The organism is Pseudoalteromonas sp. SiA1 (assembly GCF_018732205.1).
GTDB lineage: Bacteria > Pseudomonadota > Gammaproteobacteria > Enterobacterales > Alteromonadaceae > Pseudoalteromonas > Pseudoalteromonas tetraodonis.
The window spans coordinates 2,757,113-2,770,422 of the sequence record NZ_CP076084.1; the positions used below are offsets into that span (position 1 = coordinate 2,757,113).

Sequence of the window (13,310 nt, forward strand, 5' to 3'; positions counted from 1 at the left end):
TTTATATACGCTAATATCTGATTTTAAGAAAATCGACAATGCTTGAAAAAGCTCGCTCAAAGCCATTAAAGCTATGATCGCCGCCAAATTCAATTAACTGTTTACATTGTGAGTAATACTTTATTGCGTGCTGAAAATGTAACACTTCATCCCCTGTTTGCTGTAATAAATACAACAGCTCAGGGTGTTTTAACTCTGTCACCGTTAATGCTTTTAACGCATCTATATGACGAGATTGTAATTGGTAATTATAATCTTGATACGGATTATAATTAGGCCCAAGTATAGGCTCTAATAATGTATATGGGGCAACGGCAGGATTAATTACCACCGCAGGAATTTGATAACGCTGCGATAAATACGTGGCAAAAAAACCACCTAACGAGCTGCCCAATAATACGGTATTCGGTGTTAATAGTTGTTCAAGCGCTATAATCGCCTCTATAGGTTCATGGTTTAAGCGCGGCACACAATAATCAACATCATAGTGTGCCATAAGCTCACCAAAGCGCACAGCTTTATATGATTTTTCAGAGCTATTAAAACCGTGAATATAGATTACTCGTTTAACCATACCACGTCCGTGCGTATATGCACCTTTTGTTGCTCAGCATTTAAGTGCAGCATACGATAAGCCGCCCCTTTATCTTCTTGCTGCCAAGTAGCACTGTGCTTTGTAAACTGCACGGAACTGGCCGGTGTCGCGTAAATATCAAGCTCTCTAAATTGCTGTTGGTAGTCATTGTGAACATGCCCATGAAACAGCGCATCAACGCGGCCATTATTAACTAATAAATTTAATAGCTGCGGCCCATTTTCTAGTATGTGTTTATCTAGGTAGCCATTAATAGGCAATGGGTTATGATGGCAAAATACAATATGACGATTATCTGAATCGACTAAACACGCCATAATTTCCTCTAAATGCGAGGGCGTCACCCACCCAGCAGGGGTATTTCCTTTAGAATTAATTAATATCAGTTCAAACCCTTGCGCCACAATATGTTTAGCGCGTTGTATTTGCCCGCCACTAATTAAATTGAGCTGATCAATTTCATCATGATTGCCGGGAACCCAAAATACGGGGCAATCAAGGTCACTATTATGAATCAGTTCAGCAAATAATAAATAGGAATTAAAGCTGTGATCTTGGGTTAAATCGCCACCAAATATCAAGGCATCAGGCTGCTGTTTTGCTATATCTGTAAGTGCCCTAGTAAAATGTTCTACGGTGTTAACCCCAAAATACTCGCCCTGCTTATCGCTAAAAAGGTGACAATCCGTTATATGGGCTATACGAAGCTGGGCTTGCTCAAAATAATACGTATCATCAAACCAAGCCATTATTTACATCCCAATTAAGTGTTGATTGACCTCGCTCTACACAGGCAACCAACCAATCATATAAAAAAGCATTCAACTGATACTTTTCATCTTTTTGATGCATCTTAGGATTAGGGTAGCCATAGGAAGGTTTGATTCGTTGGTGGTAATCATGATGGACAATTTCGGCTACTTTAGCATCATTATATAAGCGCACGGTTAAATACAAAGGCGAAATACCACTTACCATTCCTGATAACTGTTTAATAGATACATCAAGGGTGTACTTGGCATTGTCATCTATGTTGATGGCAAATTCACTGTAGCCCAGTTTGATTTCTCTAACACTGCCAATCGCTCGTTCACTAGGTAGTAATTTTAAAAGGCGTACGTAATTATGCTCACAAAGTGTTAAATACTTTGGAAGGCTTTGAATGTATCGATTAGTCGTTAAAAGTGCTGTCAAAATACCGCCATTACTATTAAAAAATTAAAAACTATGCCCACTTCTTACGTATTCTGTCGCGATTTAGTGCTAACCATTGCAAGCAAATTACCGTAGCCGCATTATCTATCTCGCCACGATTGAGTCGCTCAAATGCTTCATCTAAATCCATAATATGCGTTTTAATATCTTCACCTTCGGTGTCTAAGCCATATATACCGGTATTAATTTGGCTTAAGTCGGCGTGAGCTAAATATAAATATAAACGCTCTGTAGTACCGCCGGGGCTTGAAAGGTAAGACAACATAAACTCAAGTTCTGTTAAATTAAGTCCCGCTTCTTCAAACGCTTCTTTTTTAACAACCGACTCGTAATCTTCACTGCCATCGGTCATGCCCGCTATACATTCTAACAGCCAAGGCGTGTGTTTGCTTTTAATTGCGCCAATTCGAATTTGTTCAATTAGCAGCACTTGCTCAGTTACTGGGTCATAAGGTAAAACTGCGACCGCATCGCCACGCTCTAAAATTTCTCGACGAATAACCTCAGACTCTCCACCCGCAAATAAGGCATGCTTAAATTGATAAAGGTTTATTTTAAAAAAACCATCATACAAATTTTCAATTGGTTTTAATCTCACATCGTCATGGGTAAATTTAATACGACTTTTATTCGCCATCTATTCTTTCCTTTTTGAGGGTGCAAATACATCAACGTCATTTAGGTATATATTCTGTTACACTTGAGAACGCTGTTTTACTAATTTTTTTTTTAGTTATTAGTTAAAACAGGTTAACATGCTACTAGTACAAAAATTGTCTAAGGACCGAACATCACATGAAAAAGAACATCCTTGCTGCACTGGTTAGTTTATCATGCGCATTGGGCTCAACCGTAGCCAATGCAGAAGATTTACTTCAAGTTTTTGAAATCGCAACAGCCAACGATCCTACCGTTTTAAAAGCAAAAGCCCAAGCTGATGCACAATCATACCAAAGCGATCGCGCTATGAGCGCACTATTACCGCAAATTGGTTTAAGCATGAGTTATGAAAAAAGTGACTCGACCTCTTTTCAAAGCGTAGGCGATTTATCAAACCAAGTTAAAGTCGAAAGTGAAACGGACCAATTCAGACGTGGTATTAGCTTAAGCCAAACGCTATTTGATTTGGGCGCGTGGAATTCACTCGGCATTGCTGACAAACAAGCACTGCAAGCTAGTGGCCAGTACGATTTTGCTAAACAAGATTTAATAGTACGTGTGGCTGAAGGCTATTTTAACGTATTAAGCGCTATTGATAACCTTGAATTTGTACAAGCTGAAAAACGTGCCATTGAGCGCCAACTTGAACAAACTAAACAACGTTACGCTGTAGGTTTAACGGCTATTACCGATGTACATGAAGCACAAGCACAATTTGATAACTCAGTAGCGCAAGAAATCATTGCTAATAATGCGGTAGAAACAGCCCGTGAGCAACTACGTGAGATCACCGGTAAATACCATGCAAAGCTGGATATGTTAAACACCGAAACATTTTCTACTGTTAAGCCAAGTACGCCTGCAACGGATTTAGTTAAAATAGCGAAAGACAAAAACTTAAATCTGCAAGTATCAAAAATAACGGTTGATATCGCTAAAGAGCAAATTGAACTTGCTAAAGCAGGGCATTATCCAAAACTAACTTTAAATGCTAGTTACGGCGACTCATTAACAGATAGCGAGTTAAATGGCGCTAGTTTTGACGACCAGCCTCGTTCAGATTCAACATCTGTTGGACTTAACTTTAGCGTACCACTTTACTCTGGTGGCGCAACGGTTGCTGCAACAGATCAAGCACGTGCATTTTACGTTGCTGCGAGCCAAGATTTTGAAACGGATTATCGCGCAGTAACTCGCTCTGTTATTACTTCTTATAACCAAGTGGTATCTGATATTGCGACCTATAAAGCGCTTGAACAAGCGGTTATTTCAGCACAAAGCGCATTAAAAGCCACGGAAGCGGGTTTTGAAGTGGGTACACGTACCATTGTTGATGTGCTCGTCAGTACGCAAAACTTATACAACGCAAAGCGTAATCTTGCTGATGTGCGTTATCGCTATGTTGTATCAACGCTTCGCTTAAAACAAGCAACTGGCACATTAAGCCGCGAAGACTTAGTGGGTATAAACCAAGGTTTAAATACCGTTAACTAAACACACGACTTCATTATAAATAATTACTAAAGCCAGCTTTTTGCTGGCTTTTTGTATTTTTTAACACATAGCGTTAAACTAGGGTCTGTTGACCTTTCAAGGTTAAATTTGCAGCAGCCTGTTTGGTATTTAGGCAAGGCAGAGCCTATGTGGTGTGGTTATTCCCCATAAATAGGCGATAACGCAGCATCAATGCCAAACAGGCGCTGCCCGAAGGGTTCTGCCTAGGGGCAATTAACTCTTTGTTGCTCGGTTTTTACTTAGTCCACTAGGTTACAAACCTCGCGCCGCGATTAAACCGCCCCTAGTTTGAACAAATATTAATCCGCAAAGGTCAACAGACCCTTGCCTTTTATTTTTAGAGAAATTTTTGTGGTCAACTCATCCCCTTTTAAAGCCTCTTTTTTAGGTCCTCGTTATTGGCTAACTTGGATTGGTGTCTTATTTTTATATCTCATTTCATGGTTACCGCAAAAAATACAATTAGCTATGGGTAAGCAGCTAGGACGCTTGGTTCATAAATATATGAAGCGCAGAAGGCATATTGCTGAAGTTAATATTAAACACTGTTTCCCCACGATGAGCGAAGCCGAGCAACAACAGCTGGTACTTAAAAATATGGAAAATACCGGTATTGCTATGGTTGAAACCGGTATGGCTTGGTGGTGGCCACAATGGCGGGTCAAAAAAGTATTGGGATCAATAAAAGGGCTTGAGCACTTTGAGCGCGTACAACAATCAGGAAAAGGCGTTTTATTACTTGTTCCACATATACTTCACCTTGAAATGACAAGTCGTGTAATGGGTTTGAAGTGCCAAGGTATTGGCTTTTACCGCCCACATAACAATCCGCTTATGGAATACTTTACTACCAATGGGCGTCTTCGCTCTAATGAATACATGGTTGGAAAAAAAGACGTAAAAGGATTATTAAAATCATTAAAAAATAAAAAACTGTGTTATTACTTACCCGATCAGGATTATGGCCGTAACCGCTGTGAGTTTGTGCCTTTTTACGCAGTACCCGATACAGCAACCACCACTGGTACACTAATGTTTGCAGGTAGTAAAAACTGCGAAACAATGAGCTTAATTGCTTATAGGGATAACAACGGAAAGTACCACTTAGAAATCGTGCCTGAGCTTGAAAACTTCCCGAGCGGCGATGATAAAGCCGATGTAACACGTGTTAATCAGCGCATGGAACAATCAATAAATGCCGCCCCTGAACAATATATGTGGCTACATAGACGCTTTAAAACACGACCCGATAAAGACGCCCCCTCTTTTTATTAAAGATGGGTTATTAAAATAACAAAGATGAGTGACAGCCATGTGGTTTTGGATTAGATATATACTTTTAGCTTTATTGTTAATTGGTGCAGCCATTTACTTTTTACTAAATGGTACGTCGTCACTTAATTATCAACAAACCACCAACGCTGCTGCTGAAGGGTTATCACGGTTTTATGCATCAATTCGAGATAGAATTACTGTCAATAAAGACAATGACAAATTTGTCATTGAACTCGAAAAACCCGATCTTAGCCTCGACAGAGCGCTAAACCAACGCTCTTTTGTAGTAGAGCCTATGCCTTTAAATTGGAGTGGAGAAGTAGGCCCGCGTCGCTTTCAACGTGACTCAACCTTGCGTACTGTACTGACCCAATATGCTAATAACGAAGGTATTACTTTAATGTGGTACTTAAACAAAGATTACGTAATAAAAGATCACTTTCGTATAGATAGCAGTTTTAACTCCGCTTTATACCGCGTTAGCCGCTCTATTAATGATGACTTTTCAAATGAAGTGTATGCGTTTTTCTGCCCTAAACAACGTGCAGCGGTGATTACCGAGCTACCGTCTGAATTTGTACGCTCAAACTGTTTAAAGCTAAGCAATTAACTACATTCGGTTTAATTTTGTTGATATGCGCTCAAATATTGCTGAGCGCATAACATTAAATTGCTCAATCTAGCCCAAATATTGCCTTCCAAACCGTGCTAACATTATTGATATTTTCACTAAACTCTTCTCGTTTAACGCAGCGACCTTGCTGGTCTAAGCTCAACACATGATAGCGTGAGCGATAGTCTATATACGCTTGAATAAGCTGCTGTTTTTGAATATCGCTGATACAGCCAATTTTAGCCGCATCAGTTAAAATTCTCACATTGTCAGAATTATCGCATAAGTGGGTAAACTCATGGGCATGTTTTAATACCAAGTATTGCGTTATAAACTCAATATCGGTCATGGCACCCACATCTTGTTTTAAGTCAAATTGCTGCGCATTGCCTTTAGCCAAATGGCCACGCATTTTTTCGCGCATTTTAATCACGTCTGCTTTTAAAGTATCTTCATCACGTTGTTGGCACAATATCTCGGCGCGAATTTGTGCAAATCGTGTTACTAATTCAGCTTGGCCTAAAATCAGCCTCGCTCTAACCAGCGCTTGATGCTCCCATGTCCATGCTTGCGTTTGCTGATAATGATTAAAGCTTTCTAGGTTAATAGCTAATAGCCCTGATGCACCTTCTGGACGCAGACGAGTATCTAACTCATATAAAATACCTGAGGCGGTACGGGTATTAAATAAATGCATTAATCGTTGTGCGAGTTTTAAATAAAACTGCCTTGAGTCAATCGCTTTATCACCATTGGTGTAGCTTGTACCATCATGGTTATGCACAAAGACTAAATCGAGATCAGAGTCATAACCCACCTCAAAACCGCCAGTTTTACCATACGCAATAACCGCAAACCCCTTGTTTTCATCATCGGTGTTAGGTGGCATACCAAAGCGTTTTACGCAGTGGTACCACGCAATATTTACAGCCTGATCGACTATCGCTTCAGCCAATGCTGTTAAGTGATCGCTTACTTTCATTACATCAATAACGCCCGTCGCATCAGCTGCGGCAATGCGTAATTGATGGGTTTGCTTAAACTGACGCAGCGCTTCCATTTGCTGCTCTAAATCGTCATGTTCAATGCGTAAAAAATACTGCCTTATTTCATCTTTATATGCAGTTAATGGGGTTGGCTTGTAAAGCACAGCTGGGTCGATAAGTTCATCGAGCAAAATGGGGTATAATGAAATATGCTCGCCAATCCATTTACTGTGACAACAAAGTAAAACCAATTGTTTTAGCGTTCCTGGATTTTCATACAGCAACTCTAGATAAGCGGTGCGCGAAATAATTTTATTTAATATTTGGCATACCGTTGCAAAGGCGCTAGCACTGGCATTAAAGTCGTTTAACTGTTTAAGTAATGCCGGCATTAATTTATCAAGAATATCGCGCCCACGATTGCCTACTTTAGCTTTAGATAGGCGCTGTTTGAAGTCGTATAATGGTGTTTGCCACTCATCTCTGGGCTCATTTAAAAAGCTAACATCACCATGATCCCAAGTACTTATAAACGCGCCTTCACAAGTATCAAGTGGTTCAGTTTCTTCACCAATTACCTGAATAAACTCATTATGAATTTGCGCCATGACCTGTTCTATTTTTTCAATAGCTGAGTCAAAATTACCTTGCTTCAACAATACATTCAGCCGTTGCTGATTTAGCTCATCATCGGGCAGAGTTTGTGTTTGCTGATCATCAAAAATTTGTAGGTATTGCTCTACCCTACGTAAATAAAGGTAGTTATTTTTAAGCCCTCTGGCTTCATGCTCATCAATCACTTGACTAACTGTTAGCTGCTCTAATGCAGTTAATAAAGATTGTGTTTGTAAATTTGCTTCTCTGCCGCCTCTGACCATTTGCAATGCTTGAACAATAAACTCCACTTCGCGAATGCCGCCACCACCTAATTTAATGTTATTAGTTAAGCGCTTACGACGCACTTCTTGGGCAATCATGAGTTTCATTTTTCTAAGCGATTCAATCACAGAAAAATCAATGTAGCGACGATAAACAAAAGGTCTCAGCAAAGTATTAAACTCCTGCCAATAAATGTTAGGCGTGCCAATTAAGCGCCCTTTTAACATCGCGTAGCGCTCCCAATCACGCCCTTGCTCTTGGTAGTAATCTTCAATGGCATTAAAGCTCATTACCAACGGACCACTTTCCCCAAATGGTCGCAAACGCATATCTACGCGAAAAACTTGGCCATCGACCGTACATTGATTAAGTGCTGTAATTAGCTTTTGGGCAACTTTAGTATAAAAGACAGATGCTTCAAGCGAGCGACGCCCACCTTGGGTTTTAACATTGCGAGGATATGCAAAAATAAGATCGATATCAGATGAGTAATTGAGTTCCTGTCCACCTAGTTTACCCATTCCTAATACCATTAACGGTAACGGGTTGTTGTGCTCATCTAATGGCTCACCATTGGTTTTAGCGACATTTTTATAGGCCCATTGATTCGCACTGTCGATCAGTTTATCAGCAAGTTCACTAATATATTTAATACTATTTTCAATCGGGTTTTTGCAGCATAAATCTAAAAAAGCCACCTTTAACCAGTATTTTTCTCGGTATTGGCGCAGTAACTTATGGCACTCACTCTCTTCTATTTTAGTTATATCTAGCTGTGCAAAAGGGTCTAAAATTTCTCTATTTTTAATTTCGTGCTCACACAGCAACCAAGACAGTAGCGCAGGTTGAGAGCTTAAACTGCGCCAAGCAAAATCACTTAACGCCAATAGCCGTTCTATCTGCTGCTGGTTTTGTTGCTCTGGGTACAGCGCGGCAAAGCGTGTTTCACCGAGTTTTTTTAATTCAATAGGAAGCTGCGTGTCGTTACTCATCAATACCCTCTTTTATCTCACCAATAACCATACTAGAATGGTTAAAAACCTATCAAGGTAAATCTATTTAGGAACACCATGTCATACTTGTCATTATCTAACACTAGTTTAGTTGCGATTGCTATTAGTTTTGTGGTTATTTGTATTACTATCATCAGTTTAAGAATTATTACTCAAATAAAAGCAAAACAAGCACTTAAAGAAGAATTAGCGCAGCATGATAACTTTGCAATGGGGATTAGTTTTGCCTCTGAAATATCTGTTGTTATAGCCACCATGGCGTTTTTATTTGATGAAATTAGTATTAGCACTGCACAATCAAATCCATTAAAAGTGATTTTGTTAATTGTGCTGCTATTTTCATTTATTAAAATGGGGCATTTAATCCATCGTAAATGGATATTACGCCGCTTTAATGAAGAAGCCGCAATACTAAAGCAAAACGTCTGTGCAGCGTTAGTTGATTCAGGCATGCTGATTGCCAACTGCATTTTAGTATTGGGTTTATATACGTGGACACACACTCAAGGCTTTAGTAATTTATTAATAGCCTCGGTAAGCTTTTTTGTTTTACAAGGCATGTTTGCCCTAGACAGTAAAATACGCGAAAAACGCTTTGCTAAAGCCAACCAAGGGGCCTCGTTGCAAAGTAACTTTGGTTTAGAAAACACCTCCATTGGTATTCGCTATGCGGGTAAATCAATAGGCTTAGCACTTGCTGCATATGCTGGTTTATCGAGTGCGGCGTTTCAAAACGGTAAAATGGTAGAGAACTTATTTACTTTGGTAATGCATTGCGGTGTGATGTGGCTGTTACTATACTGTTTAACGTATATTATAAAAATTATTTCAATGCCAAATATAGATACCGCACTTGAAGTCGATCATCAGGATAATATTGGCATTGCCTGTATTGAATTTGCTGTATTTTGTGCTATTGGTTATTTATTAATAAGTATGTTTTCAATTTAGTACCAAACTCATTAAATTTAGCCGTTGCTTAACGTCCCTATTTAATAGTCTGGTAAATTAACAGGGACTTTAGGCATATGGCAATTAAAACAGGAAGTTATCTATTAATCGATATAGATAACGAGTTCAGCCGAGCATTTGTAAAACATTACATAAATACTAATGATGCTGCTAAAAAGGACATCATAATAGCCGGTGCGAACACGCAAAAGCTGGTTAAAATGATGTTTGATGAACTCGTTAAAGATTATTGCTATTGCGATATTGAGAACGAAATCAGTATTTCAGAACTGGCCAGCTACCTTCACGAACACCACAATATTCAGGGGGTACTGTTTAACCAAACAGATTATTTGCTCGCTGATGATACACAGCGCTTTATTTATAATTCATTACATGAAAAACGCTATATGATTAGTCAAACCAATCATGGCTATGACATTAACCCCATAAATGAAGAGTGCCATTCAAATCATTTGTCCTGTGATACCGATATAGCCCAAACCGCACAAGAACTAACAGAGCTTGCAGTCCCTGAATATGAAAAATAAATAATTGCACCCAAGCCTTTGCTTACTTACCATAGAGGGATATAACTTCTATGTAAAAAAGTGATTTGCCATGCGAGTGCCTCATATTTATCAATCATCACCAATTGCCCTTAATACTCCTTTAAACCTAGACGATGATGCTGCAGGGCACATAGGCCGTGTGTTGCGCATGAAAGTAGGCGAGCAGGTTTCTATTTTTAATGGTGAAGGCGGAGAGTTTCTAAGTGAAATTATTGAGGTGAGTAAAAAGAGCGTGGTTGTTATGCCGCTTGAATTTAATCCTCATGACGTTGAATCGCCATTAAAGATTCATTTAGGCCAGTGCGTATCCCGTGGTGACAAAATGGATTTTACCATTCAAAAGTCTGTTGAATTAGGGATCACTGAAATCACCCCTATTTTTAGCCAGCGCTGCGGCGTAAAGCTAAGTGGCGACCGCTTAGAAAAAAAACACCAGCAATGGCAAAAAATAGCCATTGCCGCAGCAGAGCAATCTGGGCGCAACTTTGTGCCAAAAATACACTCACCCGTTGATTTAAAAACCTGGCTTGAACAGCAAACAGCTGCCATTAAATTAACTTTGCATCCTCGCGCCGAACACAGTATTAAAACCATTACCGTTCCCGATGACGGCGTGCGCTTTTTAGTAGGGCCTGAAGGCGGATTTACCGACGATGAAATAGCACAAACAAAGCAACAAGAATTTGTAGATATTCGCTTAGGCCCGCGGGTACTTCGCACAGAAACAGCAGCGTTAACCGTTTTAAGCGCACTGCAATTACAATTTGGCGATTTAGCTAATTGAAATAACTAAAAGCACCCACATATCAAGATTACAGTTGTAAAAAACACATAAATTAAGGCACAGCGCATGGCAATTAAGTTAGGTATTATTTCAGATCCTATTAGTGGATTTAATATTAAAAAAGACACCGGTTTTGCAATGATGATGCAAGCACAAACCCGTGGCTACGAAATTTACTACATGGAAATGGATGATTTATCGCTGCGTCAAGGCAATGCCTACGCCACTGCAGCTAAAGCTCAAGTTTTTGATAACGAACAAAAGTGGTACCAACTTGAAGAAAAAACCACCATTGCACTGGCTGATTTAGACGTTATTTTAATGCGTAAAGATCCGCCTTTTGATACTGAATATATTTACGCAACCTATATTTTAGAACGTGCAGAGCAAGCGGGTACTTTAGTTATTAATAAGCCACAGAGCTTGCGCGACGCCAATGAAAAACTCTTTACCGCTTGGTTTAGTGAACACACGCCAGATACATTAGTAACACGCAGCCAAAAACAAATTCGTGAATTTTTAGCCCAGCATAAAGATATTATTTTAAAACCGCTTGATGGCATGGGTGGCGCTTCTATTTTTAGAGTAAAAGCCGATGATGCTAATATAGGCGTAATATGCGAAACCTTAACTGAGCATGGCAGTCGCTTTGCCATGGCGCAAAATTACATTGAAGAGATCACTCAAGGCGATAAGCGCGTATTGGTTGTTGATGGTGAAGTGATTCCTTATTGCTTAGCGCGTATTCCACAAAATGGCGAAACGCGCGGTAACTTAGCCGCCGGCGGACGTGGTGAAGCACGCCCAATTAGCGAATCAGATCTTAAAATTGCTCAAGCAGTTGCCCCTACATTGAAAGAAAAAGGCTTAATATTTGTTGGCTTAGATATCATTGGTGATAAGTTAACTGAGATTAACGTAACAGCGCCAACCTGCGTAAAAGAAATTGAAGCCGCTTACGATATTTCAATTACCGGCATTTTATTTGATGCCATAGAGAAAAAGCTTAATAAATAAATTATCACTGAACCAGTTCTAAGATATAAAGCGATGACGCTTATTGTGTCATCGCTGAAAACTCGAATAAATTTTTAGTGTTAAAACATGGGACTATGCCATACTCAAGATTCAATAACTAAAAGGGTAAAACTTATGCAGTCATTAGAAAATCACTTTTTAATCGCAATGCCATCAATGCAAGACCCTTTTTTTAAACGTGCCGTCACTTATATTTGTGAACACAACGAAGAAGGCGCTATGGGATTGGTGATCAATCAGCCGATTGATGTCACCGTAGGTGAGTTACTCGACAAAATTGATATTGATAACGATAAATCTCAACATGCCGCGCAAGTGACTGTGTTTGCTGGCGGGCCGGTAAAAACAGACCGTGGCTTTGTGCTACATTCACCTAAACCTGGGTACTCGGCAAGCCAAAAGTTGAGCAGTGATATTATGATCACCACCTCAAAAGATGTATTAGCCACGTTAACCACAGCCCAAGCACCCGAGCAATTTATAATTACCTTAGGCTACTCAGGTTGGGAACAAGGCCAATTAGAGCAAGAGCTACTTGATAATAGCTGGCTGATCATTAAAGCCGATCCTAAAATAATTTTTGATACTCCAGTGGAAAAGCGCTGGGAAATGGCCGTTTCTATGCTTGGTTTTGATGTTAGCCAATTAAGCCCCGAAGCTGGACATGCCTAATAACATAAAAGATAAACATGACTAAAAAAATAGTAAAAGCGCAAGGTGAGCGCACCGTTATGGGATTTGACTTTGGTACTAAGAGCATTGGTATTGCTATTGGTCAAGAGCTCACAGGCAGCGCCACCAGCTTAAAAGCGGTGAAAGCCCAAGATGGCATTCCTAATTGGGATGACATTGCTGTACAGGTAAAAGAGTGGCAACCCGATTTAATGGTGGTTGGCTTACCGCTAAACATGGATGGCACCTCACAAGAGGTTACCTTTAAAGCCAAAAAGTTTGCTAATCGTTTGCATAATCATTACGGTATAGCGGTTCATACTCAAGATGAACGCTTAACGACTGCAGATGCAAAGGCACGGTTATTTGAACGTGGTGGTTATAAAAACTTAGGTAAAGGCAACGTAGATAATATGTCTGCGGTGATTATTCTAGAGAGCTTTTTTGAAGCCAGTTATGGTGAATAAAGCACTTAACACACATAAAAAAGCGCCTAAGGCGCTTCAGATTGACGATAAACCCTGCTTTTTTGCAGGGTTTAT

At 39.7% G+C, this 13,310-nt stretch carries 14 protein-coding genes; 9 read left to right on the plus strand and 5 right to left on the minus strand.

The genetic code is table 11. The features are described 5' to 3' along the window. Positions 1-10 precede the first annotated feature (10 nt). The 4 genes from KK487_RS12800 to KK487_RS12815 are packed head-to-tail and all read right to left on the minus strand — an operon-like array spanning position 11 to position 2,447. Complete coding sequence (locus tag KK487_RS12800; RefSeq protein WP_215521828.1) at positions 11-574, minus strand: YqiA/YcfP family alpha/beta fold hydrolase; 564 nt, start codon at positions 572-574, stop codon at positions 11-13. Then, positions 559-1,344, minus strand: a complete 786-nt coding sequence (locus KK487_RS12805; protein WP_215521829.1) for a metallophosphoesterase — start codon at positions 1,342-1,344, stop codon at positions 559-561. The genes KK487_RS12800 and KK487_RS12805 overlap by 16 nt, the downstream gene beginning before the upstream one ends. Further along, positions 1,331-1,789 (minus strand): DUF1249 domain-containing protein, encoded by a 459-nt coding sequence (locus tag KK487_RS12810; RefSeq protein ID WP_215521830.1) that lies wholly within the window; start codon positions 1,787-1,789, stop codon positions 1,331-1,333. Before KK487_RS12810 ends, KK487_RS12805 begins: the two co-directional genes overlap by 14 nt. 31 nt (positions 1,790-1,820) lie before the next feature. Next, complete coding sequence (locus tag KK487_RS12815) at positions 1,821-2,447, minus strand: NUDIX domain-containing protein (protein ID WP_013465839.1); 627 nt, start codon at positions 2,445-2,447, stop codon at positions 1,821-1,823. A 158-nt stretch (positions 2,448-2,605) separates the two neighbouring features. On the opposite strand from KK487_RS12815, the gene tolC reads away from it, so the two are divergent. From tolC to KK487_RS12830, 3 genes are all read left to right on the plus strand, one after another. Continuing rightward, positions 2,606-3,964, plus strand: coding sequence for an outer membrane channel protein TolC (gene tolC / locus KK487_RS12820; protein WP_013465840.1), 1,359 nt, complete (start codon positions 2,606-2,608; stop codon positions 3,962-3,964). 372 nt (positions 3,965-4,336) lie between these two features. Then, positions 4,337-5,260 carry an LpxL/LpxP family Kdo(2)-lipid IV(A) lauroyl/palmitoleoyl acyltransferase gene (gene lpxL / locus KK487_RS12825; protein ID WP_138687047.1) on the plus strand — a complete coding sequence of 308 codons (924 nt, stop codon included), beginning with the start codon at positions 4,337-4,339 and terminating at the stop codon, positions 5,258-5,260. 37 nt (positions 5,261-5,297) lie between these two features. Beyond that, complete coding sequence (locus KK487_RS12830) at positions 5,298-5,870, plus strand: toxin co-regulated pilus biosynthesis Q family protein (RefSeq protein ID WP_013465842.1); 573 nt, start codon at positions 5,298-5,300, stop codon at positions 5,868-5,870. Positions 5,871-5,934: 64 nt separating this feature from the next. On the opposite strand, the gene glnE is transcribed toward KK487_RS12830, so the two are convergent. Then, complete coding sequence (glnE, locus tag KK487_RS12835) at positions 5,935-8,730, minus strand: bifunctional [glutamate--ammonia ligase]-adenylyl-L-tyrosine phosphorylase/[glutamate--ammonia-ligase] adenylyltransferase (protein WP_215521831.1); 2,796 nt, start codon at positions 8,728-8,730, stop codon at positions 5,935-5,937. 78 nt (positions 8,731-8,808) lie between these two features. Between glnE and KK487_RS12840 the strand changes: the two genes are divergently transcribed. From KK487_RS12840 to ruvX, 6 genes are all read left to right on the plus strand, one after another. Next, the gene (locus KK487_RS12840) at positions 8,809-9,702 is read left to right on the plus strand and encodes a DUF350 domain-containing protein (RefSeq protein WP_076922107.1); all 894 of its coding nucleotides are present in this window, start codon (positions 8,809-8,811) and stop codon (positions 9,700-9,702) included. Between the two features lie 77 nt (positions 9,703-9,779). Further along, the gene (locus KK487_RS12845; RefSeq protein ID WP_215521832.1) at positions 9,780-10,253 is read left to right on the plus strand and encodes a hypothetical protein; all 474 of its coding nucleotides are present in this window, start codon (positions 9,780-9,782) and stop codon (positions 10,251-10,253) included. Between the two features lie 70 nt (positions 10,254-10,323). Beyond that, positions 10,324-11,058 (plus strand): 16S rRNA (uracil(1498)-N(3))-methyltransferase, encoded by a 735-nt coding sequence (gene rsmE, locus KK487_RS12850; RefSeq protein WP_055012525.1) that lies wholly within the window; start codon positions 10,324-10,326, stop codon positions 11,056-11,058. Between the two features lie 66 nt (positions 11,059-11,124). Next, on the plus strand, positions 11,125-12,075 hold the full coding sequence (gshB, locus tag KK487_RS12855; RefSeq protein ID WP_076922109.1) for a glutathione synthase: 951 nt from the start codon (positions 11,125-11,127) through the stop codon (positions 12,073-12,075). Between the two features lie 135 nt (positions 12,076-12,210). Then, entirely contained in the window at positions 12,211-12,768 is a 558-nt protein-coding gene (locus tag KK487_RS12860; protein ID WP_024600819.1) for a YqgE/AlgH family protein, read from the plus strand. A gap of 17 nt (positions 12,769-12,785) precedes the next feature. Continuing rightward, complete coding sequence (ruvX, locus tag KK487_RS12865; protein ID WP_064663514.1) at positions 12,786-13,235, plus strand: Holliday junction resolvase RuvX; 450 nt, start codon at positions 12,786-12,788, stop codon at positions 13,233-13,235. Positions 13,236-13,310 lie beyond the last annotated feature (75 nt).